The following is a 23,814-nucleotide window of genomic DNA, read 5'->3' as shown; positions in this document are numbered from 1 at the left end:
TTGCTGCCGGGTACCCCGGCGTAGGCTGCGCAGCGTGGCTCACGCGTCGGTAGAGATCACGGCCTGGACGATGGCCGACACGGATGCTACTGACAGTGACAGCGAGACGACTCGATGCGACTGACCGTTCTGGGTTGCGCCGGGAGCTTCCCCGGCCCCGAGTCGCCGTGTTCGGCCTACCTCGTCGAGGCGGACGGCTTCCGGCTCCTGGTCGACTTCGGCTCGGGTTCGCTGTCCAGCCTCCAGCGGTACGCGGGGCTGCACGCCCCGGACGCGATCCTGCTGACCCACCTGCACTGCGACCACATCCTCGACGCCGTGTCGTACGTGGTGGTCCGCCGGTACGCCCCGGACGGCCCCCGCCCGGCGCTACCGGTGTACGCGCCCTCCGGCGCGCCGGACCGGCTCAGTGCCGCGTACGGCGACGACGGCACCGTGGAGGACGTCTACCAGTTCTACGCCCTCCAACCGGGCACCTTCCCGATCGGGCCGTTCACGGTCACCGTCGACCGGGTCAACCACCCCGTCGAGACGTACGGCGTGCGGCTGGAGCACGGCGGCCGATCGCTCTGCTACTCCTCGGACACCGCGCCCTGCGACGCGCTGCTGCGGCTGGCCCAGAACGCCGACGTCTTCCTGTGCGAGGCCAGCTACCTCGACGGCGCGGACAATCCGCCGGATCTGCACCTCACCGGCCGGGAGGCTGGTGAGACGGCGACCAAGGCCGTGGTGGGCCGGCTGCTGCTCACCCACCTGGTGGCCGCCTGGGGCAGCGAGGCGCACACGCTGGAGTCGGCCGCCGGTGCGTACACCGGGCCGCTCGAGGTGGTCCGGGCCGGCGCCAGCTACGACATCTGACCCACCGCGTCCCGGTCTCCCGGGGTCGGCCAGCGGTGTTGTGCCGTACTGTTCGCCAGCCGGTCAGCGGACGGTCGTCTGGCGCACCCGTGGCACCCGCACGGTGTGGGCATGCGGATCGCCATCGTGACCGAGTCGTTCCCGCCGGACGTGAACGGCGTCGCGCACTCCGTGGTGCGGACGGCGGAACACCTGCTCGCCCGGGGCCACGAGCCGGTCGTCATCGCACCCGCCCCGTCCGGGGCCGGCCGGCAGGACACCGACGGGTTGCCGTACCCGGTGGTGCGCATCCCCAGCGTGCCGTTGCCCCGATACCAGGGCTTCCGGCTGGGCGTGCCGACCACCACCCGGCTGGCCGGGGCGCTGCTGTCGGCCGAGCCGGACGTGGTCCACCTGGCGAGTCCGTTCATCCTCGGCGCTCGGGCGGCCACGCTGGCCAGCCGGCACCGGCTGCCCACGGTGGCGGTCTACCAGACCGACGTCGCGGCCTATGCCCGGGCGTACCGGGTGGGCTGGGGTGAGGCGGCAGCCTGGCGTCGGCTTCGGGAGATTCACAACTCGGCGCAGCGCACCCTCGCCCCGTCCACCCGGGCCGCGGCCGACCTGATCGCCAACGGGGTACAGCGGATCTGGCTGTGGCGCCGGGGCGTCGACGCCGTCCGGTTCGACCCGGCCAAGCGCTGCGCGGCGCTGCGCCACCAGTTGGCCCCCGGCGGGGAACTGCTGGTCGGCTACGTCGGCCGGCTGGCCCCGGAGAAGCGGGTGGAGCTGCTGGCGGCGACCTCCCGGCTGCCGGGCGTACGGGTGGTGGTGGCCGGCGACGGCCCGGCCCGCCGCCAACTGGCGCGGGCGCTGCCCGGGGTGAACTTCCTGGGGGTGCAGCACGGCGAGGACCTCGCTCGGCTCTACGCCAGCCTGGACCTGTTCGTGCACACGGGTCCGCACGAGACCTTCGGCCAGACCCTCCAGGAGGCGTTGGCCTCCGGCGTGCCGGTGGTGGCGCCGGCCAGCGGCGGGCCGGTCGACCTGGTCGACCCGGGGGTGACCGGGCTGCTGGTGCCGCCGAACGACGGGGACGCGCTGGCCGACGCGGTGGCCGAGTTGGCCGCCGACGCCGACCGGCGGCGGGCGTACGGGCTGGCCGCCCGCGCCGCCGTGGGCCGGCGTAGCTGGGCCGCGGTCGGCGACGAGCTGATCGGCCACTATCACGCCGTACGGGCCGGGGCCGCCACCGTCGGCCTGCCAGCCGCGTCGTGACCGGGACGGCCGGTGGGCTGCGGATCGTGCGGCTCGCCAACTTCGTGACCGCGCGCTCCGGCGGCCTGCGCACCGCGCTGCGGCATCTCGGCGAGGGCTACCGGGCGGCCGGGCACGATCCGGTGCTGGTGATACCCGGCCCACGGGCCACCGACGAGAGGCACCCGTGGGGTCGGGTCGTCACTCTGCCCGGGCCGGAGCTGCCCGGCAGCGGCGGCTACCGGCTGCTCGCCGGTCGGCGCCGGTTGGCCCGGGTGCTCGCCGAGTTGGCGCCGGACCGGCTGGAGGTCTCCGACCGGTCGTCGCTGCGCTGGACGGGGAGTTGGGCGAAGGCGCACGGGGTGCCGTCGGTGATGGTCTCGCACGAGTCGCTGACCGGGCTGCTCGGCCAGTGGGGCGTGCCGGACGCGCTGCGCCGACCGACCGCCGACCGGCTCAACCGGGCGACCAGCCGGGCGTACGACCGGATCGTGTGCACCACCCGCTGGGCGGCCGAGGAGTTCGACCGGATTGGCGCGGACAACGTGGACCTGGTGCCGCTCGGGGTGGACCTGGGCACCTTTCGTCCCGACCGGGCCGACCCGCGGCTGCGTGAGCGCTACGCCGACCCGACCGAGCTGTTGCTGGTGCACTGCGCCCGGCTGTCCCCGGAGAAACGCCCCGAGCTGGCCGTGCGGGCGCTGGCCGAGCTGCGCCGGGCCGGCGTGCCGGCGGTGCTGGTGATGGCCGGGGACGGCCCGCTGCGCACCGCGCTGGCCCGCCGCGCCGCCGGCCTGCCGGTCACGTTCACCGGCTTCCTGCCCGACCGCGCCGCGGTGGCCGCGCTGCTCGCCAGCGCGGACGTGGTGCTGGCACCCGGCCCGGTGGAGACCTTCGGCCTGGCCGGGCTGGAGGCACTGGCCTGTGGCACCCCGGTGGTGGTCAACGCGGCCAGCGCGCTGCCCGAGGTGGTCGGGACGGCGGGGCTGGCCGCGTACGGCTCGGGGGCGTCGGTGGCCGCGGCGGTGACCCGGCTGGCGGCCCGGCCGGAGGCGGAGCGGCGGCGGGCCGCCCGGGCCCGGGCCGAGGAGTTCGGCTGGCCGGCGGCCGTCGCCGGATTCCTCCGCGTGCACGGCGCGGAGTCCGGTCGGGGCACCCCGGGGCAGGGAGATCACCGCACCACATAGGGTGCAGGCATGGCGCGACCTGACGGGCGAGGGCCCGATCAACTTCGACCGGTGACCCTGACCCGAGGCTGGAGCACCCATCCGGAGGGCTCGGTGCTCGTCGAGTTCGGCGGCACCCGGGTGCTCTGCACGGCGAGCGTCACCGAGGGGGTGCCCCGCTGGCGCAAGGGCTCCGGGCTCGGCTGGGTGACCGCCGAGTACGCGATGCTGCCCCGGGCCACCAACACCCGCTCCGACCGGGAGAGCGTCAAGGGCCGGGTCGGTGGCCGGACCCACGAGATCTCCCGGCTGATCGGCCGCAGCCTGCGCGCCTGCATCGACCTCAAGGCGCTGGGCGAGAACTCGGTGGTGCTCGACTGCGACGTGCTCCAGGCCGACGGCGGCACCCGGACCGCCGCGATCACCGGCGCCTACGTGGCGCTGCACGACGCGGTGGACTGGCTGGCCGCCCGCAAGGCGTTGGCCGGGAAGCCGGAGAAGGTGATGCACCGCTCGGTGGCCGCGGTCAGCGTGGGGATCATCGCCGGCGAGGCGCGACTCGACCTCTGCTACGAGGAGGACGTGGCCGCCGAGGTGGACATGAACGTGGTCTGCACCGGTGCGGGCGACTTCGTCGAGGTACAGGGCACCGGCGAGGCAGGCGTGTTCGCCCGGGAGCAGCTCGACGCCCTGCTCGACCTGGCCGTCGCCGGCTGCGCGGACCTGGCCGAAGCCCAGCGGAAGGCCCTCGGCTCGTGAGCGCGAGGAGTGAGCTTGCGAGCCCCGCAGCCGCGAACAAAGGTGATCTCTCATGAACAAGGTCCTGCTCGCCACGCGCAACCGCAAGAAGCTGGTAGAACTCCAGCGGATCCTGGACGGCGCGCTCGGCGCGCACCGGATCGCCCTGCTCGGGCTGGATGACGTCGAGCAGTACCCGGAGCTGCCGGAGACCGGCCTGACCTTCGGCGAGAACGCGCTGATCAAGGCGCGGGAGGGCTGCCGGCGTACCGGGCTGCCGACCATCGCCGACGATTCCGGGCTGGCGGTGGACGCGCTCAACGGGATGCCGGGTGTGTTCAGCGCCCGGTGGTCCGGCCAGCACGGCGACGACCATGCCAACCTCCAGTTGGTGCTGGATCAGATCGCCGACGTGCCCGACGAGGAGCGAGCCGCCTCTTTCGTCTGCACGGTGGCGCTGGTGCTGCCCGGCGGCAAGGAGCACCTGGTCGACGGCCGGCAGTCCGGGCGGGTGCTGCGCGCCCCGCGTGGCGACGGTGGGTTCGGCTACGACCCGATCTTCCTGGGCGACGGGCAGGACCGGACCAACGCCGAGCTGACCCCGGAGCAGAAGGACGCGATCAGCCACCGCGGCAAGGCGCTGCGCGAGCTGGCCAAGCTGGTCGCCAAGGTGCTGCCGCCCGCCGCCTGACCCGCGGCGGACGACAGCGACCCCGCAGAGGTCAGCCCAGCGGGCCGACCTCCCGTTCGATGGCGGCGCGCAGTTCCGGTCCGGCCAGCACCGCGCGGGCCGCCTCCATCACCGGGGCGAGGAACACGTCCGGGCCCGGCTCACCGGCCGCTCCGCCCAGTGCGGCGACCGCGGCCCGGCCGGCCGGCGACGGCTCCAGCGGGGCGCGCAGCTGAAGGCCGCGTACGCCGGCCAGCAACTCCACCGCGAGCAGGCTGGTCAGGTTGTCCAGCACCGTGCGCAGCTTCTTGGCCGCCGCCCAGCCCATCGAGACGTGGTCCTCCTGCATGCCGCTGGTGGGCAGTGAATCCACCGAGGCCGGGGCGGCCAGTCGCCGGTTCTCCGCAACGATCCCGGCCGCCGTGTACTGGGCGATCATCAGCCCGGAGTTCACCCCGGCGTCGGGGGAGAGGAACGCCGGTAGCTCCCGGGAGCGGGTGACGTCCAGCAGCCGATCCACCCGCCGCTCGGCGATCGCGCCCACCTCGGCGGCGGCGATGGCGAGGAAGTCCGCGGCGAAACCGAGCGGAGCGCCGTGGAAGTTACCGGTCGACTCGACCCGGCCGTCCGGCAGCACCACCGGGTTGTCCACCACGGACACCAGCTCCCGACCCGCGACCGTGCGGACGAAGTCCAGGGTGTCCCGGGCCGCGCCGGCCACCTGCGGCGCGCAGCGCATCGAGTACGCGTCCTGCACGGCGTGCGCCAGGTCGTCGCGGTGCGAGTCCATCACCCGGGAGTCCTGCAGCAGCCGGTGGATGTTCGCCGCCGACGTCGCCTGGCCGGGGTGCGGCCGGATCGCGTGCAGCTCGGGAAGGAACGGCCGCTCCGAGCCGAGCATCGCCTCGATCGCCAGCGCGGCGGTCACGTCGGCCATGGCGAACAGGTGCGCCGCGTCGTGGACGGCCAGCAGCAGCATGCCGAGCATTCCGTCGGTGCCGTTGATCAGCGCCAGCCCCTCCTTGGCGGCCAGCTCGATCGGCTTGAGCCCCGCGGCGGCCAGCGCGTCCGCCGCGTCCTGCCGATCGCCGGCCGGGCCGAGCACCCAGCCCTCACCGAGCAGCACCAGCGCGCAGTGCGCCAGCGGTGCCAGGTCGCCGGAGGCGCCCAGCGAGCCGTGCTCCGGCACCCACGGGGTGATGTCGTGGTTGAGCAGGTCGACCAGCGCCTCGGCGATCAGCGGGCGGACCCCGGAGCGGCCCAGGGCGAGCGACCGGACCCGTAGCAGCATCATCGCCCGGACCACCTCGCGCGGCATCGGGGCGCCCACCCCGGCGGCGTGCGAGCGGATCAGCGCGTGTTGCAGCTCGGCCCGCCGCTCCGGGGCGACGAAGGTGTTGGCCAGCGCCCCGAACCCGGTCGAGACGCCGTACACGGGCCGCCCGGCGGCCTCGATGCCGTCCACGATCGCGCGGCTGGTCGCCATCGCGTCCCGGGTGGCCGGGTCGAGCACCATCGTGGCGGTGCCGCGGGCCACCGCGAGCACGTCGTCGGCGGAGATTCCGGTGGGTTGGATGGTCACGGTCGTCATTGCGGCACTCCGTTGAGCAGGACCTGGCGGATCAGTGGGACACCGGGCCGGTAGGCCAGGTGCAGGTACGAGGGGGCGTCCAGGACGACGAGGTCGGCCCGGGCGCCGGGGGTGAGCACGCCGATGTCGTCGCGGCGCAGCGCCCGCGCGCCGCCCAGCGTCGCGGCCCGGACCGCCTCCGCCGGGGTCATCCGCATCTCGCGGACGGCGAGGGCCACACAGAACGGCATGGACGAGGTGTACGACGAGCCGGGGTTGCAGTCGGTGGCCAGCGCGACGGTGACGCCGGCGTCGAGCAGCCGGCGGGCGTCCGGGTAGGGCGAGCGGGTGGAGAACTCGGCGCCGGGCAGCAGGGTCGCCACGGTGGTCGCCGAGGCCAGCGCGTCCACGTCGGCGTCGCTCAGGTGGGTGCAGTGGTCGACGCTGGCGGCGTCCAGCTCCACGCCGAGCTGGACACCGGGGCCGGGGCCGAGCTGGTTGGCGTGCACCCGCACGCCCAGCCCGGCGGCCTGCCCGCAGGCGAGGATGGCCCGGGCGTGGTCGACGTCGAAGGCGCCCCGCTCGCAGAACACGTCGATCCACTTCGCGTGCGGCGCGGCGGCGGCCAGCATCGGCCCGCAGACCAGCCCGACGTAGTCGTCGGGACGGCCGGCGTACTCGGCGGGCACCACGTGCGCGCCGAGGAAGGTGGTCTCGGTGCTGGTCTCGGCGGCGATTCGCAGCGAGCGGGCCTCGTCGGCGACGGTCAGCCCGTACCCACTCTTGATCTCCATGGTGGTGGTGCCCTGGAGCAGGGCCTCCCCGCGCAACCGGCGTACGGTGGCCCGCAGCTCGTCGTCACTGGCGGCCCGCGTCGCGCCGACCGTGGTCCGGATGCCACCGCCGGTGTACGGCTGGCCGGCCATCCGGGCGGCGAACTCGGCGGCCCGGTCGCCGGCGAAGACCAGGTGTGCGTGGCTGTCCACGAAGCCGGGCAGCACGGCGGCCCCACCGGCGTCGACCCGCCGGTCGGCGGCCGGCGCGTACGACGCCGGCCCGACCCAGGCCACCCGGCCGTCCTCGACCAGCACGGCCGCGTCGCGGCGGATGCCCAGCGGGCCCTCGCCAGCGCCGTTGGTGACCAGCTCCCCGATGTTGTCGACCAGCAGGCTGCTCATGCCGGTGTCACCGCCTCGATCGAGGCCGACAACTCGGCCGGCACGTCCACGCTCAGGTGCCTGCCCTCGGCCACCACCACACGGCCGTCCACCACGACCTGCTCGACGTCGGCGACCCCGGCCGCGAAGAACGCGCCAACCGGCGGCACCCCGGCGGTGCGGGCGCTGTCCAGCCGTACCGTGACCAGGTCGGCGCGGGCTCCCACGGCGATCCGCCCGGCGTCGGCCCAGCCCAGCGCGGCGTGCCCGGCGGCGCTGGCGGCGCTGAGCAGCTCGACCGGGGTGAAGTGGCCGCGCCGCCGGGTGCGCAGCCGCTCGTCCAGCTCCACCGCCCGGGCCTCCTCGAAGAGGTCGATCACGGCGTGGCTGTCGCTGCCCAGGCTCAGCTGGATCCCCACGTCGGCCATCCGGCGGGCCGGGCCGATCCCGTCGGCCAGGTCCCGCTCGGTGGTCGGGCAGAGGCACACCCCGGTCCGGCTCTCCCCGAGCAGCGTCAAATCGCCGCTGGTCGGGTGGGTGACGTGCACGGCCGTGGTGTTCGATCCGAGCACGCCGTGCTCGGCGAGCAGCGCGGTCGGCGTGCGGCCGTGCACGGCCCGGCACTCGTCGTTCTCGGCGGGCTGCTCGGAGAGGTGCACGTGCAGCGGCGCCTGCCGGTCCCGTGCCCAGGCGGCCACCGTGCCGAGTTGGTCGGCGGGGACCGCCCGCACCGAGTGCACGGCAGCGCCGACCCGCGCGTGGGAGTCCGTCGGCTGGAACGCCGCCACCCGCTCGGCCCACCGGGTCGCGTCGCCGTCACCGAAACGCCGCTGCGGCCCGGCCAGCGCCCGGCCGTCCACGCTGGCCGTCAGGTAGCAGGTGTCCAGCAGAGTGAGCCGGATCCCGGCGTGCGCGGCGGCCTCGACCAGGGCCGCGCCCATCGCGTTCGGGTCGTCGTAGGCGCCGCCGTCGGGGCGATGGTGCAGGTAGTGGAACTCGCCGACGCAGGTGATCCCGGCCAGCGCCATCTCTGCGTAGACCGCCCGGGCCAGGGCGAGGTAGGTGTCCGGATCCAGGCGGTCCGCGACGGCGTACATCCGGTCCCGCCAGCTCCAGAAGTCGCCCCGGCCGCCGTGGGTGCGCCCGCGCAGCGCCCGGTGGAACGCGTGCGAGTGCACATTGGCCAGCCCCGGCAGCGTCAACCCGGGCAGCGGCACGGCGTCGGCGTACACCTCGACCCCGGCGGGCGGCCGGCTTCCGGCGGTCAGCGGCGTCACGCCGGTGATCCGCTTCCCGTCGGTCTCGATCAGCACGTCGGGCGTGGGCTCGGCGTAGTTGGGCAGCCAGGCGTACTCGGCGAGCCAGCGGGTCGGGGTCACCGGCATGTCAGCTCCTCGAGGACGCGGGCCAGCGCCCGCACCCCGGCGGCGCAGTCGGCGTCGGTGGCCGCCTCGGCGGGGGAGTGCGACACCCCGCTCGGATTGCGCACGAAGAGCATGGCGGTGGGCAGGTGCGCGGCGAGCACTCCGGCGTCGTGTCCCGCGCCGGTGGGCAGCACCGGCGCGTCGAGCAGTGTGGCCAGCCGGCCGGCCAGCCCGCCGTCGAAGGCGACCAGCGGCGTCGCTGACTCCTCGGTCAGCGTCACCTCAGTACCGTCGCGACGGGCCCGCTCGGCGATCTTGCCCCGCACCGCGTCGACCAACCCGGAGAGGGTCTCCGGGTCGGCGGCCCGGGCGTCCAGCCAGCCGGTGACCTTCGACGGGATGGCGTTGGTGGCGTTCGGCTCGACGGCGACCCGGCCCACGGTGGCGTGCGCGCCGCGCAGCCGGGCCTCCTTGTTGGCCGCCAGCACGGTGAACGCGTAGGTGAGCATCGGGTCGCGGCGGTCGGCCATCCGGGTGGTACCCGCGTGGTTGCCCTCGCCGACGACGTCGAAGCGCCACCGGCCGTGCGGCCAAATCGCACTGGCCACCGCGACCGGCGCGTCCGCCTCGACCAGCGCGCGGCCCTGCTCGACGTGCAGCTCCACGAAGGCGCCGAACCGGCCCAGCAGCTCCGGGCGGGCACCCGCCGGCTGGTCACCGAGCGCCTCGGCGAAGCTCACCCCGGCCGCGTCGCGCAGTCCGGCCGCGCGGTCGACCGGAAGCGCCCCGGTGAGCAGCCGCGACCCCAGGCACGGTACGCCGAAGCGCGCCCCTTCCTCCTCGACGAACGCGCCCAGCACCAGCGGCCGGCCCGGCGTGACGCCGGCGGCGCGCAGCTCGTCAACGGCGAGGAACGCGCTCACGATGCCGAGCGGCCCGTCGTACGCCCCGCCGTGCGGCACCGAGTCGAAGTGGCTGCCGGTCAGCACCGCGTCCCCGGCCTCCGGGTCACCCCAGTGCGCGAAGAGGTTGCCGTTGCCGTCCTCGGTGACCGGCATGGCTCGGCGGTCGGCCTGCGACCGGAACCAGCTGCGTAGCTCCAGCTCTGGCTCGGTCAACGCGTAGCGCAGGTAGCCGCCGCTGCCGGCGTCCCGCCCGATCGGCGCGATCTCGTCCCACAGCGTCCGGAACCGGCCGGGAAGGTCGTCGGTCACGCCGGTCCTTCCGTCATCGGGACGCGGACGCCGGTGCGTTCCGCGACCTCGCGGGCGGAGTCGTAGCCGGCGTCGACGTGACGGATCACACCCATGGCCGGGTCGTTGGTGAGTACCCGCTCGATCTTCTGCCCGGCGAGGGCGGTGCCGTCGGCCACACAGACCTGCCCGGCGTGGATGGAGCGGCCGATGCCCACCCCACCGCCGTGGTGGATGGACACCCAGGACGCACCGCTGGCCGTGTTGACCAGTGCGTTGAGCAGCGGCCAGTCAGCGATCGCGTCGGAGCCGTCGGCCATCCCCTCGGTCTCCCGGTACGGGCTTGCCACGCTGCCGGTGTCCAGGTGGTCCCGGCCGATGACGACGGGGGCGGAAAGTTCGCCGGAGGCGACCATGTCGTTGAACCGCACACCTGCCTTGTCCCGCTCGCCCTGGCCGAGCCAGCAGATCCGGGCCGGCAGGCCCTGGAAGGCGACCCGCTCACCGGCCAGCTTGATCCAGCGGGCCAGCGACTCGTTCTCCGGGAACAGCTCCAGGATCGCCCGGTCGGTGGCGGCGATGTCGGCCGGGTCGCCGGAGAGCGCCGCCCACCGGAACGGGCCCCTGCCCTCGCAGAACAGCGGCCGGATGTACGCCGGCACGAAGCCGGGGAAGTCGAAGGCGCGCTGGTAGCCGCCGAGCTGCGCCTCGCCCCGGATCGAGTTGCCGTAGTCGAAGACCTCGGCGCCGGCGTCGAGGAAGCCGACCATCGCCTCGACGTGCTTCGCCATCGACGCCCGGGCCCGGTCGGTGAACTCGGCCGGCTTCGCCGCCGCGTACTCCCGGGCGTCGGCCAGCTCCACCCCCACCGGCAGGTACGCCAGCGGGTCGTGCGCGCTGGTCTGGTCGGTCACGATGTCGATCTCGACGCCCCGGTTCAGCAGCTCGGGAAAGACCTCCGCGGCGTTGCCGACCACGCCGACGGAGAGCGCCCGCCGGTCCCGCTTCGCGGCGAGGACCCGCCCGACCGCGTCGTCCAGCGAGTCGGCGACCTCGTCCAGGTAGCGGTCGTGCACCCGGCGGTCCAGGCGGGTGCGGTCCACGTCGACGATCAGGCAGACGCCACCGTTCATGGTGACCGCGAGCGGCTGCGCGCCACCCATCCCGCCACACCCTGCGGTGAGCGTCAGCGTGCCCGCGAGGGTGTCCTTGAACCGCTTGGCGGCCACGGCGGCGAACGTCTCGTAGGTGCCCTGGAGGATGCCCTGGGTGCCGATGTAGATCCACGAGCCGGCGGTCATCTGCCCGTACATGGTCAGGCCGAGCTGCTCCAGCCGGCGGAACTCCGGCCAGGTCGCCCAGTCGCCGACCAGGTTGGAGTTGGCCAGCAGCACCCGGGGCGCCCACTCGTGGGTGCGCATCACCCCGACCGGGCGGCCCGACTGCACCAGCATCGTCTCGTCCTCGCGCAGGTCGGTCAGCGTGCGGACCAGCGCGTGGTACGACGGCCAGTCCCGCGCGGCCTTGCCGGTGCCGCCGTAGACCACCAGGTCGTCGGGGCGTTCGGCCACCTCCGGGTCGAGGTTGTTCATGAGCATCCGCAGGGCGGCCTCCTGCGGCCACCCACGGGTGGTGAGCTGGCTGCCCCGTGCGGCACGGACGGGCTGGGTCATCTCCGGTCTCCTCCGGTCAACTGAGGAACAACTGACGGCGGGCCGCGGAGGCTTCGAAAGCCTCCAATCGGCGCTGGGTGTCGGCCGGCGCGGCGTCGCAGATCGCCTGCAACAGCACCATGGCCAGGGTCATCGGGGCGGTGTGCAGGTCGAAGACGAGCTGGGCGCCGACCGCGGCGGGCAGCACCACGTCGGCGTGCTCGGTGGCCGGGCTGACCGGCGAGTCGGTGATCGCCACCACAGTCAACCCGGCGGCGCGTGCCTCGCGCAGCGCGTCCAGGGTCTCCCGGGGGTAGCGGGGCAGCACGAAGGCGAGCAGCGCGCCGGCCCCGGCCTCGGCTGCCTGCTCCAGGCGGTCGGTGAGCAGGCTGCCGCCGTCGTCGAGCACCCGCACGTCCGGGTGCACCTTGGCCGCGAAGTAGGCGAAGTAGGCGGCCAGGGGCGCGGCGGCCCGCAGGCCGAGCACCGGCAGCGGGCGGCTGGCGGCGAGCAGCCGGCCGGTCTCGGCGATCCGGTCCCGGTCGGCGAGCTGACCCGCGAGCCGGTCCAGGTTGCCCATCTCGGCGCGTACCGCCTGCTGCAGCTCGTTGCCGGCGTCCGCCGGTCCGCCGGGCGCGGCGGTGGTCAGGTCACGCAGCCGGCGGCGCAGGGCCGGGTAGCCGTCGTGGCCGAGTGCGACGGCGAAGCGGGTGACCGACGGCTGGCTGACCCCGGCCAACTCGGCGACCTCGGCCGCGGAGAGGTACGCCACGGCCGGGGCGTGCTGCACGAGGCAGTGCGCGATCCGGCGCTGGGTCGGGGTGAGTCGCACCCCGTCGAACAGGTCGAGCACCTGCTCGACCGGCGCCCCGACAGCTCCTTCATTCACGCCAGGACTCTATGCATCAAAACTTTCAGAGGGCAAGGGTTCGCATGAACCACTCGTTCTACCGACCTGTCGGTCGGCCGACCGGCGGGACGCTGAGTTGGCGCAGGCTCTGTAGGATCCGCACGGCGGTTGAGCGGAGGAGTGGCATGCAGCCGGAGAGCCCGTACAGGTACACCCATTTGTTGGGCGCGTGCCAGGTTGGTAAGGCCTGGGCGGCAGTGGACGGGCAGGGGCAGTTCGCCACCGTGGCCGTGTTGGACGGGGTCGCCGCGTCCGACCAGCGCTGGCGCGAAGCCTTCGGCACCGCGGCCAACGCGCTGGCGCAGGCCGCTGGCGGTCACCAGTACGCCGCAGCCGACCTGTCGGCCGCCCACCCCTGGGTGGCCTACCGGGCCGAGCAGGGGCACGCCCCGCAGCGGCTCTTCCAGAGCCTCGGCATGGACTACCAGCCGGTGCCCGACCTGCCGGTCTCGGCACCCCCATCTTCGGCTCCGCCCTCGTCGGCGCCACCGGTGTCCGGCGTGCCGCAGCAGGTCAGCGGACCGCCGCAGTCGGTCTCCGGGGTGCCCGAGTTGGTGGCCCACATGCCGCAGCTGCCCTGGGCCGTGCACACCAACCCGGTCTCCGGGCAGCCGGTGTCCGCGCCCCCGCAGCCGGTCTCGGGTATGCCGACCTCGCCGGCGGCGTCGCAGACCCCGGCGACCCCTCCCGCCAATGACCCGGCGCTGCCGTCCCCGGCCGCGTACGACCCCTTCGCGGGCACGGGCCGGCGGATCGCCCCGGTGCGGCCCGAGCCGAAGCGGCACAGCTGGCTCTACGTCGTTGGCGCGCTGGTGCTCGCCCTGGTCACCGGCACCGCGGGGTTCTTCGTCGGCAGTGCCGGCGGCGACGATGACGGCCCGCCCTCGCCGTCGGCCAGCGCCTCCCTCGCGCCGTACGAGGCGACGCAGTTCTCCATCAACAGCGCCATCTTCGAGGGCGAGCTGGCTCCGCTGGCAAAGCCCTGGCTGAGCCGGATCGGCGGCTGCGTGTCCTACAACGGGCCCGGTGCCCCGAAGCTGCCGGCCGACGAGAAGCAGCACGTCTTCTGCGACCACAGCGGCGCGTGGCTGCACTTCGTGCTCTACCCCGGGAAGACTCAGAAGGACTCGGCGCGCAAGTTCCGTCTGGGGCTCAACCTTTCCGGCGGTGCGCTGGCACCGGGGCTGCGCGAGGCGACCCGTACGACCGGTGGGGTGAGCAACACCGCTGGCAGCTACGTCGAGTACGCCTTCGACGGCGGGGATGGCCGGACCATCTGCGGTCTCTGGTGGGACCCGGACGACACGAACGGTGCCTTCTACGTCGAGACGCTCTGTGAAGAAGGCATCGCCGGGAACTGGGACGCTCTGCGGGATCTGTGGCGCCGCGGCAGCTGATGGTGGATACCTTCTATGCCGGAATGCGGGAGTTGACCGACAAGATCAAGAGTATGGGGCTCGCGTACCGCATCCTCAGCTTCGGCCTTGTCGTCCTGGCTGCCGCATTCCTGATGGCCGGCAGGTGGGACCTTTCGGTTGCGGTCGGCGTCGGTGCCGTGCTCGGTTGGGTGCTGCTGGAACCGGCCCGGACCACCTGGGCCGTGTTGGTCGTTGCCTTCACCATCCCGGTGACCATCAACTTCGGCTACCCGACCAACCCGTCGTACTCACTGCTGCTGCTTCTCTTCCTCCTCGCCGTCTGGGGGCGCCTTCTTCGCGCCGAACGCGACGGGTGGCGGCGGAACGTGATCCTGGCGGCGCTTCTCCTACCCCTGTCCGGGCTGCTCTCCGGGATGGTGCACTGGCACGGGGTTAAGCCGATCGCTGTCGGTCTCGCGCCTCTCGCGTGCGTCGGCGTGCTGTGTTGGCATGTTGTCGAGGAAGCGCGTCATGATCGACAGCTGATCATCCGAATCGCCCGGACGCTCACCTGGCTCAGCGTTCCGGTCGCGGTATTCGCCAAGTATCAGACGCTCTCGCTGAGCTGGCCGATCTTCGATCAATTCGCGTACCACTGGACCTACACCTCCGCGTTCGACGCGACACGGGCGGTCGGCATTTCGGGGCACCCCATCATCTACGGCAGCTTCGCCATGGCGATGGCTCTCGTTGCGCTGACCATCCGGGGCAGATTCTGGTACGTCCCCTTCACCGCCAACCTTGTTGGGTTGGTGCTGTCGGGCACCCGGAGCGCCTGGGTCGGGACAGTTCTCGCCCTCACCCTGTGGCTGCTCTTCCGATGGCGCAAGGTCTCCTTGCGCGGCATGGGTAGCGCGATCCTCATCACCGCGGTCGCCTTCGCGATCGTGGCTGTCAAGGCACCGGGCTTCTCCTCCTCCTCATCCTCCACTTCGCCGGGGCCGGTCTGGTTCGCCGGTACGCCGACGGCCTCCGTTCCTGCCCCAGCATCCGAACCTCCCGCAGCGCAATCCCCCACCCCTGCGACCCCCGCCGCCACACCAAGCCACGGGGATTCCGTCGACGTGGCGGGGTCGCGCATCTCCGACCCCTTGGAATCGGCCAGCGCGAGTGCGCGCTTCACCCGGATCAGCGTCGTTTGGGACGGCATCACGCAGGACTGGTCGACGGTCCTGTTCGGGAACGGGCCCGAGTCCAACGTTCGCTACCTGGAGAAGGTCGGTATCGGCGACGGTGAGGCGCAGGTCTTCGACAACACCTACCTGACCTTCTGGTACAACTACGGGCTGCTCGGCCTGGCCTGCCTGCTGGCGATCCTGCTGGTTCTCTACTGGCGCTTCCGCTCGCTGACGGCTCGCATCCTGCTCGTCGGGATCGCGGCCCAGGTCTTCTTCTTCGACGCATGGCTGTGGCTCGGGGCGGTGGCCGTGTTCGTCCTGGCGGTCGCATTGTCCGATGCGGACAACACGTCGGAGTCAACCCGGCCGACGTCGGTGTTCGTTCCAGGGAGGCGGCGGCCGGAGCAGGAGAGCGAGCTGACGAGGTAGCCGCGGTGCGGCCAGTCGCGCCGGGGTTTGTCATCCCTCGCTGATCAACGCGACCGGCTCCAACCCATCGGTGACCTGTTCCACCCGGTAGCCGGTGAGCGCCGATCGCCAGGCTTCCACGTCCTCGCCGACGACGTGGGAGCGGATCAGCCAGATCCGAGCGCCACCCCGCCGTCCTGCCAGCGTTAGCGCGCGGTCGAGGCCGGTACGGATACCTGGCGTGTCACGGTTCCGGATCACGACGACGTCGGACCGGGTGGGCATGTCGACCCACCAGCCGACGGTGTTGCCGTACGGTGCGACCAGCTTGACGTCGTCGTGTTGCGAGTAGAACGCGAAGCCGTACCACGCCGCGTTGTTCATGACGACGACGTCGTTCCTCGATCGGTGCGTGGCCACGTACTCGGTGGCCGCGCGGATGTCGGTCACCGCGATCGCGGTGTAGTAGAGCCCTGACTCGTTGCCGTCGAACCGGTACCAGCGGCCGTTGTTCATGGCGAACGTCCCGAGCAGAACCGCGCAGATCGTCGCGGTCATGGCGGTGGGCCACGCACGTGGGAGCCCGCGGCGGACGAGCGCGGCCACACCGCTCGCCAGGCCGGTGACCCCGATGCCGGCCACCGCCGCCGTCGTGACGAGCAGGAAGTGGGAGGTACGCAGCTCCAGCAGCGGATAGGACCTCGCGACCCCCAGCGATGTCACCGCCACCGGTAGCAGGATCACCGCGGTCGCGGAGGCGGGACGAGCCTGCCCGACGAGCGTCAGTACGCCAGCGACGAGCAGGCCGCCAACGACCAGGGCCGGAGCGCCGAGCACCGGGGTCAGGGCGTCGATCTGCCGGCCGAGGTAGTCGGGCAGCTCGGTCAGGCTGGGAAAACTCCCGGCCCAGAACTGCTGCATCGCTTCATTTCTGCCCCGCGCCGAGATACCGAAGTAGACGATCGCGATGATCGCTGCGGCGGTGAGCCCGGCCACGGCCACCTCCGCGAGCCGCGCCCACTGGCGGCGGATCGCGGTGACCAGTAACAACCCGCCGAACACGCACGGAGCGGCGATGGCGGTCACGTGGCTGAACAGCATGCCCGCGGCGACCGCGCCCGTGATCACTCCGAGCCGCCTCCGCGACCAGGTCTGCTCCGTCCAGGCGCCCAGGGCGAGCAGGCACACCGTGACGGCGGCGTCGGCGGTGTACTGCTTGAGGTCATGACGGATCTGCTGGGCCGGGAGGAGTAGGACAGCCGCCCCGCAGACCATGCCCGCCACCATGCCGAGTCGCCGCGTCGGCCAGTGCAGCAAACGACCGAGCGCGTACGCGGCGCCAACCGAGAGCCCGTGGAACGCGAGCGGCACCACCCGTAGGTAGTCGGTGTCCGGCACCAGCCGCAGCAGGAGGCTCCACCCGATCGGGGTCGACGAGGTGGCCACCAGCAGATCGCTGAGCGGTAGCCGTACCGAGAGTGCCACCCACGCCTCGTCGAGCCAGTACGACGCCGTGAGCATGGTCTTGAGGTCGTGGACGACCGGGATGAAGGCCAGCAGAACGGCGACGGCGATCCAGTCGGCGGGGATGGGACGGCGCCCGGTCGCGGGTGCCGCCGACGTGTCGGAATGACTCACGTCCGCGCGTGCGAGCTGTGTAACCACACGGATTCCCATCCCGAGTGCGGAACGGTCGGGCGTCATACTCCAACCTGACGTCGTCGTCGGAAGGAGCGAGACGCGCTGCCGGTCTTAAGCAGGTGCTGATGCAACGGCCGCTTCCCGGTGAAATTCCGGTGCGGGGAAGCGACTGGGTGGTGCGGCGGTGCTCCCCTCCGATACGTCCTCAGTCGGGCCACCACCTCTCGGCGGTGCCGGTTCGTCGGGTCGCTCGCGCAGCTTGGATGGCGTCCAGTTCTTGAGCCGCAGCGCCGGCTTCTCGACCCAGTGCCATGAGAGCATCGCGAGCCCGGTACTGACCAGGGCGCTGGCCGTGAAGAAGCCGAGAAGACCGATTGCCTGCACCCCGAACTTGGCCATGACCTGCTGCACGACGAACGAGTAAATGTACACCCCGTACGAGTAGTCGTTGCGGTGTCCAACCCGGTGCAACGCCTTCGGCAGCCGCACGGCGAGCCAGAGGATGACGTACGCATAGGCGACCAGCCCCGGGCCGAAGAAGGTCCCACTCACGGCGAACCAGCCGAAGACGACCAGCGCGAGCACACCGAGTACGTCGTTGATCGGCAAACGGTCGCTGTACAGCTCAGCGACCCCGCCGAGGAGGAACATGAAGCCGAACCAGAGAAGGTCGTTCTGCTGGAGCACGCCGAGCAGCGGCAGCGGCCCGATCGTCCCCGTCATCCAGATTCCCTGCCCGTCGCTGCCATGCAGGAAGTAGTTCCAGCAGATGACCCCGAAGGCGCCCACCGCGCCGAGCAGCGGAAGCCACCGGAGCTGCCGGCGCAGGATGGTGAGAGCGGCCAGGACGGCTACCAACAGGTAGCAGTAGAACTCGTAGGCGAGCGTCCACAGCGATCCGTTGATCGTGTTTCCGCCCTGCCACCGCCAGTACGGCGTGTCACCCTGCAGCAGGTCACTGATCCCGAGCTGGCGGAGACCACCCCACCAGTTCTGCCGCAGGTAGTCGAGCGCGCCTCCGGGACTCCGCCACAATCCGTCGACTGTGCCGTGCCGATCGAGATAGAGCAGGGGTGCGACGACCAGGCCCGTGAGCAGGAGACAGACCCACAGGCCGGGCCAGATCCGCAGGGCCCGATGCCACAGGAAGCGGGGCACCGAGCTGCGCCGGGCGGAGCGGACGATCAGGAACCCAGAGATCGTGAAGAATCCGGCCACTGCCACGTCGCCCACGTCGAGCCGCTGCATGAGCGGACGCCCGAAGCCGAGCGCCGCCGTGTGGGACAGCACCACGACGAGCGCGAATGCGAGCCGGAGGGCCCCGAAACTGTTCGCGCGCCCGCGATACGCCTCGGCCATCGGCTGCCACGTCGTTGTTCGTCGCACCGAACGCCGCAGGAGCGAGGAGGGCACTAGCTGGACGTCGCCCGCGGGGCTGACATGGGCACGGGTTCACCCGCGCCGTGGTCCGTAGCCACCGGTGAACCGATCAGGCGTGCCGCCCGCCGGTGCCGTCGAGCGGCTAGGGGCAGACCGACCAGGAACTCGGGAAACATGCCGAAGAAGGTCTTGGCGCTCTGCAACTCCAAGGTGTGCGCCCGCGACCACTGGAACGAGTTTGTCGCACGTGCCCAGTGGTGGGTCCAGCGGACGTCGCCGAGCAGGGCGACCGGGAGGCCGTGTCGCCATGCCCGCAGCCCGAGCTCGTGGTCCTCGTAGTAGAGGAAGAACCGCTCGTTCCACCCACCCATCGCGATGAAGTCGGCGGTGCGGGCGGCGACCGCCGCGCCCATGACCCAGGCGACGTAGACCGCCTCACCGGCATTGGCCACCACCCGGTAGGTCGCGTGCAGCCGGGAGAGGGGCCAGATCTTCCGGTTGCCCAGCTTGGCGGTGGCGTAGGGGAAACCTCGCCCGTTGGGCTGGGGGACCCCCTCCGTGGAGAGCAGCTGGGGAGCGACCAGACCACCGTGGGCGTCGAGGTGCCGCCGGAGCACGTCGAAACCGTCCGGGCCGATTTCGAGGTCGGGGTTGGCGAACAGAATGTACTGACCAGCCGCCTCGCGTACGCCGACGTTGTTGGCCCTGGAGAAGCCGACGTTCTCCGGTAGCCGGATGACCCGGGCGCCCAGCTCCTCCGCCACCGCGACCGAGTCGTCGGCGGAGCAGTTGTCGACGACGATCCACTCGTAGGGCTTGTCGGCGTCGCGCCAGCACTGGCGGAGGGTGTCCGCCGAGTTGTAGGTGACCGTTACGACACTCCACTGGTGTCCTGCCATCACGCGCTCCGAACTCTCAGATAGCTGAACAGGGTTGCAAAGCCGAACCGCTTGCCCTTCCACTGCCGGCGGGCGGACGGCCCCTCGATCAGTCCACGTCCCACGCCGCGCAGGAACGGTCGCAGCAGGCCCTGACTCGCGCGTCGGGCGGCCAGCGCCAGGTGCGCCAACGCGAGGATCGGGATCGCGACGAGCATCAGCGGCCAGGTGAAGGTCCGGGCCGCGACCAGAAGCCGGTTGCGGGCCAGCAGGAACGCCCGGAATCCCTGGAGCTTGTTGTCGCCCTCGACGCTGTGGCCCCCGGCGTGCGGGAGCATGATGTCCAGCCGGCGGGTGCGCAGGCCCTCCGCATAGAGCCGGAAGGCGAGGTCGGCGTCCTCGCCCCAGGCGAACAGGTGCTCGTAGAATCCGCCGAAGCGGCGGAAGAGCGCGGTCGGGAAGACGGCCGCGCCGCCGGACGGACCGAGTGGCCCCCGCGGCACCGTCGCGGCCCGGTCGATGAAGAGCGAGACCGGGTGCAGGTCGATGCCGACGTACTCGCCGCCGTGCATGGCCAGGCCGACCGCGATCGGGTTGCCGGGGTCAGCCTCGATGGTGGCGCAGAGACGGGCCAACGCGCCCTCCGGCAGCCAGACGTCCGGGTTCAGCAGCAGGACATGGCTCGTCTCCGCCGCCGCGACGGCCCGGTTGCAGCCCGCCGCGAAACCCGGATTCGACGAGTCGGGGAGGTACTGGTACCGGTCGTCGTCCAGACAACTGGCGATGACCTTCGCGCACCCGTCCTCCGGCCAGTTGTCGGCGAAGATGAACCGCACCGGGAGCCCGTCGGCAGCGCGTACCCAGGTCGGCAGCGTTTCGGCGAGCATGTCGCTGGACCGGTAGAGGACCGTGACGATGGTCAGCGTCTCTGCCACTCGGGCACCCCCTCATCATTGGTTGGTCATTTTCAAGGAAAGCCGGGCAGGGCAACGCGTGCTGGTCACAGCAGCGAGCGGTACAGGTCCTGCCAGCGGGTCACGCACCGGTCGAAGGCGTACTCCTCGGCGTACCACTCGGCCACCCGCTGCCCCTCGTCTGGCGCGCGGTGGACGACCGCCTCCCGGATGGCACCGGCGAGCGCGGCGGGCGCGAGGTCCGCCTGGAACGCCAGCGTGCCCGTGGCATGCCGGGTGACCTCGGCCAGGCCGCCGGCCCCGGTGTGCACCACGGGTACGCCCAGGGACAGCGCCTCCAGCGCGCTGAGCCCGAACGACTCGACCCGGGAGGGCACCACCAGGCAGTCGATCTGCTGGAGGAAATCCGCGGCCGTGACCCGGCCGACGAGTTCGAGGTTCGGTCGGGCGGCGATCGGCAGTGAGCCGGCGCCAGCGACCTTGAAGTCCACGTCCGGGAGGAGGCCGGCGATCTCGGGTAGGAGGTCAACCCCCTTTTCCTTCTCCAACCGGCCGAGGTAGCCGACCAGCGGCCGCCGACCCGGCTCCCGCGGGTGCGCGGGCTTCGGGCTGGGCCAGGTGGCCGGCAGCGGGTTCGGGATCAGGTGGATGTTCTTGACGCGGCCCCGGTCGCGCAGCTCGGCGGCCTCGAACTCGGACACCGCCACCGTCGCGTGTGGCCGGGCGCGGCGCATCGCCAGGTCCAGGGTGATGTTGGACTGGATGGCGGCCTTCTGCTGAAGTGACGCGGCGGTGTCCCGGTACTGCCAGAGACTGTTGTGCAGCGTGACGACGAGCGGGGTCCGCTTGCGCTCCATGCTCAGTGCCGCCCGGGAGTGCATCGCCGCCGACAGCAGGTGGGCGCAGACCACATCCGGCTGCACCTCGGTGACGAGGCGGCGGATCTCCCGGGCGTAGGCCAGGTCGATCCGGCTGGTGGCGCTGAGCCCGATCCAGGGCACCCCGGCCTCGCGCAACGCATGGCCCACCTCGTCGTCCGAGGTGGCGGCGATGACCTCGACACCCGTCCGGGCATGAGCCGGGATGATTTCGGTCAGGATCCGTTCCGCGCCGCCGAGTTGCCGCCGTCCGGAGCCGCCCGTGGTGCAGACAAACAACACCTTCACGAGGCACGCAGTCCCTCGACGGCACCGCGCGCGATCGCCCGACGGACGGGGTTTCCGCCCACCGCCGCCCGCAGCAGCACCCCGCCCACGTACGCCGTCGTGGCGATGCGGCCGCGCCGGCCGCCCATGTCCCGGCTCGCCCGGATGAACTCTCGGGTACGGCGCTGGGAGATCTCCTCCTCGGACCAGCGCCGCTTGGCGGTCGCATCGTCCTCGTGCATGATCACGGCCTCCGGCACGTACGCCAGCCGCATGCCCTGCTGACGCACGGCCCAGCACAGCCGCATGTCCTCGGAGTAGAAGAAGGACGTCTCGTCGACGCCGCCGATGGCGTCGAAGGTGCTCCGGCGCATGGCCACGAAGGGCCCGGTCAGCCAGTCCGCCTTTTCCGGCGGCGCGACGATCCGCAGGTTCGGCAGCACGAGGCTCAGCCCGGTGGCGTGGGCGAAACCGACGCCCATGCTCAGGAACCGCCCGCCCTCCGTCTGCGACACACCCGCCGGCGTCACCACGCCGGGGAAGGCCGCACCCACCTTGGGGTCCTCGAGGGCGGCCAGCAGTCGGGTCACGGCATCGGCGTGCACGATGATGTCGTTGTTGGAGAGGATGACGTTAGCCCGGCTCGTGTGACGCACGCCGAGGTTCATTCCCCGTGCGTACCCCAGGTTCGAGCCGGACTGGACGTACCGGACACCCTGCTGGGCGCAGAACTCGCTCAACGCCTCCTGGATGTGCAAGGAGCTGCCGTTGTCCACGACAACGATCTCCGCCGCACTCGGCAGCGACAGCACACAGGCGCGGCTGCGCTCGAAGTCCTCCCACGCGAGGACAACAATGGAGACATCCATGTCAAACCGTCCCATGATTCGGCGACTGCGCCCGGCGCAGACTCGCTCTCGACGCGAAGGCGTGTACGGCGTAGGCGAGCGTGGAGGCAGCCGCCGCCCCGATCACGCCCGCCCAGGGGATGATCGCGAAGTACGCGGGGATCGCGAACGCCAGGGTGATCATGGCGACCACGGTCGTCGCCCGCTCGCCCCGCCTCTTCAACAGCAGGGCGCTCCAGCTCTTGCCGGCCGCCGTGGCCAGTGAACCGGGCAGAAGGACGAGACCGAGGATCCAGGCATGCCGGTACTCCGGCTGCACGTAGCCCAGCACGGCAAGTCCGACGACAGCCGCCAGAGCAATCGGCAGGGCCGCCTTGACCACGGCTCGCGTCGGGTCGGGCCCGTGGGCACCGTCCCGGCTGGCCAGGATCCGCTGCGCGCGCACGACGGCACCGGCCTGCGCGAACTCCAGCGCGGCGACCGCCAGGGCGTAGACACCGAGCGGTCCGGCACCGACGAACCGGGCCACCAGGATCTGGTTGAACCGGAGCGTCATCATCTGGGCGAAGATCCCGAGATGCAGGTTCCCGACCGCGACCACGTCGGAGCGGTATTCCGATCTCGTGGCCGCTGGCGTCGGCGCAGGTCCGATCCGCCGGACCATCCCCAGCACCAGACCGCACACGGCCAGCGCGCTGAGCCACTGAACAACGAGCCACACCATGCTCCACAGACCGCCGTCCAGGTGCCCGGCGGCGTAGAGAGCGAGGTAGCCACCGACCAGGACCGCCCCGCTCACCGCACGCATCGAGTAGACGAGCATGAAGCTCTTCTGCCGCAGCGCGATCGACGAGACCGTGTTGAAGATGGTCAGACCCGCCGCGGACCCCACCGCGATCACGTAGCTACCGAGGCCGGCCACCGCGATGAGCAACGCGGCGGCGACAGCGGAGAGGATGACCGAGGCCCCCAACAGGGCGAGGACCCACGGACGGCCCCGGGAGAAGACCCAACCGGCCGGGCGGGACAGCAGGAACGTGTCCAGCGACAGACCACCGACGGCGGCGCCCAGCGTGGCGCTCACCATGTTCGCGGAGAGTTCGCCCCGCTCAGCCGGGGGCAGCGCCACCGACAGGACCGCCGCCAGGCCGGTCAGGCCCAGCGCGCCCATGAAGAGACGCTCGGGTGCGATGAGCCGCCGGAGCAGATCCATCGCGCGACGACCGGGGGGTGGTGTCACGCCGGAGCCCGAGGACGGCCGAGCAGCATTGACCAGCGACACGCCGTTTCGCCCCCCATAATTGCGACACGTGCAGTACGACGAGTCGTACGCCGCTGGTGATTTCTACCGGACGGCCGCTCTACCTGCAATCGCCCGGGCGGTTCGACCCGGAAGCCCCCGAATCTCCTCCGCGGCAACCGAACGGTCGGGTGGCTTGCTCCCCGACCTGCCCCGCGTACACTTCCGGACCCGTGAGGATCCTCGTCACCGGCGGAGCCGGATTCATCGGGTCGGAGTACGTTCGCCTGCTGCTGGGCAAGCCCCTCGG

At 72.1% G+C, this 23,814-nt stretch carries 20 protein-coding genes; 7 read left to right on the top strand and 13 right to left on the bottom strand.

What is annotated here, in order from left to right; all coding sequences use genetic code 11:
• The first annotated feature begins 114 nt into the window (after window positions 1-114).
• The 5 genes from ABZV00_RS25290 (at window position 115) to rdgB (ending at window position 4,689) form a co-directional block, all read left to right on the top strand.
• Window positions 115-858: an MBL fold metallo-hydrolase gene (locus tag ABZV00_RS25290; RefSeq protein ID WP_355610190.1), complete on the top strand. Its 744-nt coding sequence runs from the start codon at window positions 115-117 to the stop codon at window positions 856-858.
• A 111-nt stretch (window positions 859-969) separates the two neighbouring features.
• Window positions 970-2,115 carry a glycosyltransferase family 1 protein gene (locus ABZV00_RS25285; RefSeq protein WP_328424121.1) on the top strand — a complete coding sequence of 382 codons (1,146 nt, stop codon included), beginning with the start codon at window positions 970-972 and terminating at the stop codon, window positions 2,113-2,115.
• Window positions 2,112-3,281, top strand: a complete 1,170-nt coding sequence (locus ABZV00_RS25280) for a glycosyltransferase (RefSeq protein ID WP_355610188.1) — start codon at window positions 2,112-2,114, stop codon at window positions 3,279-3,281. The genes ABZV00_RS25285 and ABZV00_RS25280 overlap by 4 nt, the downstream gene beginning before the upstream one ends.
• Window positions 3,282-3,290: 9 nt before the next feature.
• The gene (gene rph, locus ABZV00_RS25275) at window positions 3,291-4,019 is read left to right on the top strand and encodes a ribonuclease PH (RefSeq protein WP_328424126.1); all 729 of its coding nucleotides are present in this window, start codon (window positions 3,291-3,293) and stop codon (window positions 4,017-4,019) included.
• A 52-nt stretch (window positions 4,020-4,071) separates the two neighbouring features.
• On the top strand, window positions 4,072-4,689 hold the full coding sequence (gene rdgB / locus ABZV00_RS25270) for an RdgB/HAM1 family non-canonical purine NTP pyrophosphatase (RefSeq protein WP_355610185.1): 618 nt from the start codon (window positions 4,072-4,074) through the stop codon (window positions 4,687-4,689).
• Window positions 4,690-4,720: 31 nt separating this feature from the next.
• Here rdgB and hutH read toward each other — a convergent pair whose 3' ends face one another.
• From hutH to ABZV00_RS25240, 6 genes are read right to left on the bottom strand one after another with little or no spacing between them, the layout of a single operon-like run.
• Complete coding sequence (gene hutH, locus ABZV00_RS25265; RefSeq protein WP_355610183.1) at window positions 4,721-6,259, bottom strand: histidine ammonia-lyase; 1,539 nt, start codon at window positions 6,257-6,259, stop codon at window positions 4,721-4,723.
• On the bottom strand, window positions 6,256-7,416 hold the full coding sequence (hutI, locus tag ABZV00_RS25260) for an imidazolonepropionase (RefSeq protein WP_355610181.1): 1,161 nt from the start codon (window positions 7,414-7,416) through the stop codon (window positions 6,256-6,258). Before hutI ends, hutH begins: the two co-directional genes overlap by 4 nt.
• The gene (locus ABZV00_RS25255) at window positions 7,413-8,780 is read right to left on the bottom strand and encodes a formimidoylglutamate deiminase (protein WP_355610179.1); all 1,368 of its coding nucleotides are present in this window, start codon (window positions 8,778-8,780) and stop codon (window positions 7,413-7,415) included. Before ABZV00_RS25255 ends, hutI begins: the two co-directional genes overlap by 4 nt.
• Window positions 8,771-9,973 (bottom strand): allantoate amidohydrolase, encoded by a 1,203-nt coding sequence (locus ABZV00_RS25250; protein ID WP_355610177.1) that lies wholly within the window; start codon window positions 9,971-9,973, stop codon window positions 8,771-8,773. The genes ABZV00_RS25255 and ABZV00_RS25250 overlap by 10 nt, the downstream gene beginning before the upstream one ends.
• Window positions 9,970-11,625, bottom strand: a complete 1,656-nt coding sequence (gene hutU, locus ABZV00_RS25245; RefSeq protein WP_355610175.1) for a urocanate hydratase — start codon at window positions 11,623-11,625, stop codon at window positions 9,970-9,972. The genes ABZV00_RS25250 and hutU overlap by 4 nt, the downstream gene beginning before the upstream one ends.
• 16 nt (window positions 11,626-11,641) lie before the next feature.
• Window positions 11,642-12,493: a MurR/RpiR family transcriptional regulator gene (locus ABZV00_RS25240; protein ID WP_355610173.1), complete on the bottom strand. Its 852-nt coding sequence runs from the start codon at window positions 12,491-12,493 to the stop codon at window positions 11,642-11,644.
• 146 nt (window positions 12,494-12,639) lie between these two features.
• Here ABZV00_RS25240 and ABZV00_RS25235 point away from each other — a divergent pair, with 146 nt between their 5' ends.
• A complete protein-coding gene (locus ABZV00_RS25235) occupies window positions 12,640-13,911 on the top strand; it encodes a hypothetical protein (protein ID WP_355610171.1) in 1,272 nt (423 codons plus the stop codon).
• Window positions 13,893-15,479, top strand: coding sequence for an O-antigen ligase family protein (locus ABZV00_RS25230; RefSeq protein ID WP_355610169.1), 1,587 nt, complete (start codon window positions 13,893-13,895; stop codon window positions 15,477-15,479). The genes ABZV00_RS25235 and ABZV00_RS25230 overlap by 19 nt, the downstream gene beginning before the upstream one ends.
• A 30-nt stretch (window positions 15,480-15,509) precedes the next feature.
• On the opposite strand, the gene ABZV00_RS25225 is transcribed toward ABZV00_RS25230, so the two are convergent.
• From ABZV00_RS25225 to ABZV00_RS25195, 7 genes are all read right to left on the bottom strand, one after another.
• Entirely contained in the window at window positions 15,510-17,096 is a 1,587-nt protein-coding gene (locus ABZV00_RS25225; protein WP_355610167.1) for a hypothetical protein, read from the bottom strand.
• 114 nt (window positions 17,097-17,210) lie between these two features.
• Window positions 17,211-18,458, bottom strand: coding sequence for an acyltransferase family protein (locus ABZV00_RS25220; protein ID WP_355610165.1), 1,248 nt, complete (start codon window positions 18,456-18,458; stop codon window positions 17,211-17,213).
• Between the two features lie 53 nt (window positions 18,459-18,511).
• Window positions 18,512-19,378: a glycosyltransferase family 2 protein gene (locus tag ABZV00_RS25215; RefSeq protein WP_355610163.1), complete on the bottom strand. Its 867-nt coding sequence runs from the start codon at window positions 19,376-19,378 to the stop codon at window positions 18,512-18,514.
• Complete coding sequence (locus ABZV00_RS25210) at window positions 19,378-20,292, bottom strand: glycosyltransferase (RefSeq protein ID WP_355610161.1); 915 nt, start codon at window positions 20,290-20,292, stop codon at window positions 19,378-19,380. Before ABZV00_RS25210 ends, ABZV00_RS25215 begins: the two co-directional genes overlap by 1 nt.
• A 65-nt stretch (window positions 20,293-20,357) precedes the next feature.
• Window positions 20,358-21,437 carry a glycosyltransferase family 4 protein gene (locus ABZV00_RS25205; RefSeq protein WP_355610159.1) on the bottom strand — a complete coding sequence of 360 codons (1,080 nt, stop codon included), beginning with the start codon at window positions 21,435-21,437 and terminating at the stop codon, window positions 20,358-20,360.
• Window positions 21,434-22,285 carry a glycosyltransferase family 2 protein gene (locus ABZV00_RS25200; protein ID WP_355610157.1) on the bottom strand — a complete coding sequence of 284 codons (852 nt, stop codon included), beginning with the start codon at window positions 22,283-22,285 and terminating at the stop codon, window positions 21,434-21,436. The genes ABZV00_RS25205 and ABZV00_RS25200 overlap by 4 nt, the downstream gene beginning before the upstream one ends.
• A gap of 1 nt (window position 22,286) precedes the next feature.
• A complete protein-coding gene (locus ABZV00_RS25195) occupies window positions 22,287-23,477 on the bottom strand; it encodes a hypothetical protein (RefSeq protein WP_355610155.1) in 1,191 nt (396 codons plus the stop codon).
• Between the last annotated feature and the right edge of the window lie 337 nt (window positions 23,478-23,814).

It is taken from the genome of Micromonospora sp. NPDC005173, assembly GCF_040608515.1.
Taxonomy (GTDB): Bacteria; Actinomycetota; Actinomycetes; order Mycobacteriales; family Micromonosporaceae; genus Micromonospora.
Note: the sequence above shows the minus strand (reverse complement) of the source record. Positions and strands in the feature narration are given on the sequence as shown.

What these genes read in the sequence shown, in the direction of transcription:
- ABZV00_RS25290 (WP_355610190.1), top strand. Translation starts at nt 115, where the DNA reads ATGCGACTGACCGTTCTGGGTTGCGCCGGGAGCTTCCCCGGCCCCGAG.
- ABZV00_RS25285 (WP_328424121.1), top strand. Translation starts at nt 970, where the DNA reads ATGCGGATCGCCATCGTGACCGAGTCGTTCCCGCCGGACGTGAACGGC.
- rph (WP_328424126.1), top strand. Translation starts at nt 3,291, where the DNA reads ATGGCGCGACCTGACGGGCGAGGGCCCGATCAACTTCGACCGGTGACC.
- rdgB (WP_355610185.1), top strand. Translation starts at nt 4,072, where the DNA reads ATGAACAAGGTCCTGCTCGCCACGCGCAACCGCAAGAAGCTGGTAGAA.
- hutH (WP_355610183.1), bottom strand. Translation starts at nt 6,259, where the DNA reads ATGACGACCGTGACCATCCAACCCACCGGAATCTCCGCCGACGACGTG.
- hutI (WP_355610181.1), bottom strand. Translation starts at nt 7,416, where the DNA reads ATGAGCAGCCTGCTGGTCGACAACATCGGGGAGCTGGTCACCAACGGC.
- ABZV00_RS25255 (WP_355610179.1), bottom strand. Translation starts at nt 8,780, where the DNA reads ATGCCGGTGACCCCGACCCGCTGGCTCGCCGAGTACGCCTGGCTGCCC.
- hutU (WP_355610175.1), bottom strand. Translation starts at nt 11,625, where the DNA reads ATGACCCAGCCCGTCCGTGCCGCACGGGGCAGCCAGCTCACCACCCGT.
- ABZV00_RS25235 (WP_355610171.1), top strand. Translation starts at nt 12,640, where the DNA reads ATGCAGCCGGAGAGCCCGTACAGGTACACCCATTTGTTGGGCGCGTGC.
- ABZV00_RS25220 (WP_355610165.1), bottom strand. Translation starts at nt 18,458, where the DNA reads ATGGCCGAGGCGTATCGCGGGCGCGCGAACAGTTTCGGGGCCCTCCGG.
- ABZV00_RS25215 (WP_355610163.1), bottom strand. Translation starts at nt 19,378, where the DNA reads ATGGCAGGACACCAGTGGAGTGTCGTAACGGTCACCTACAACTCGGCG.
- ABZV00_RS25200 (WP_355610157.1), bottom strand. Translation starts at nt 22,285, where the DNA reads ATGGATGTCTCCATTGTTGTCCTCGCGTGGGAGGACTTCGAGCGCAGC.
- ABZV00_RS25195 (WP_355610155.1), bottom strand. Translation starts at nt 23,477, where the DNA reads ATGGATCTGCTCCGGCGGCTCATCGCACCCGAGCGTCTCTTCATGGGC.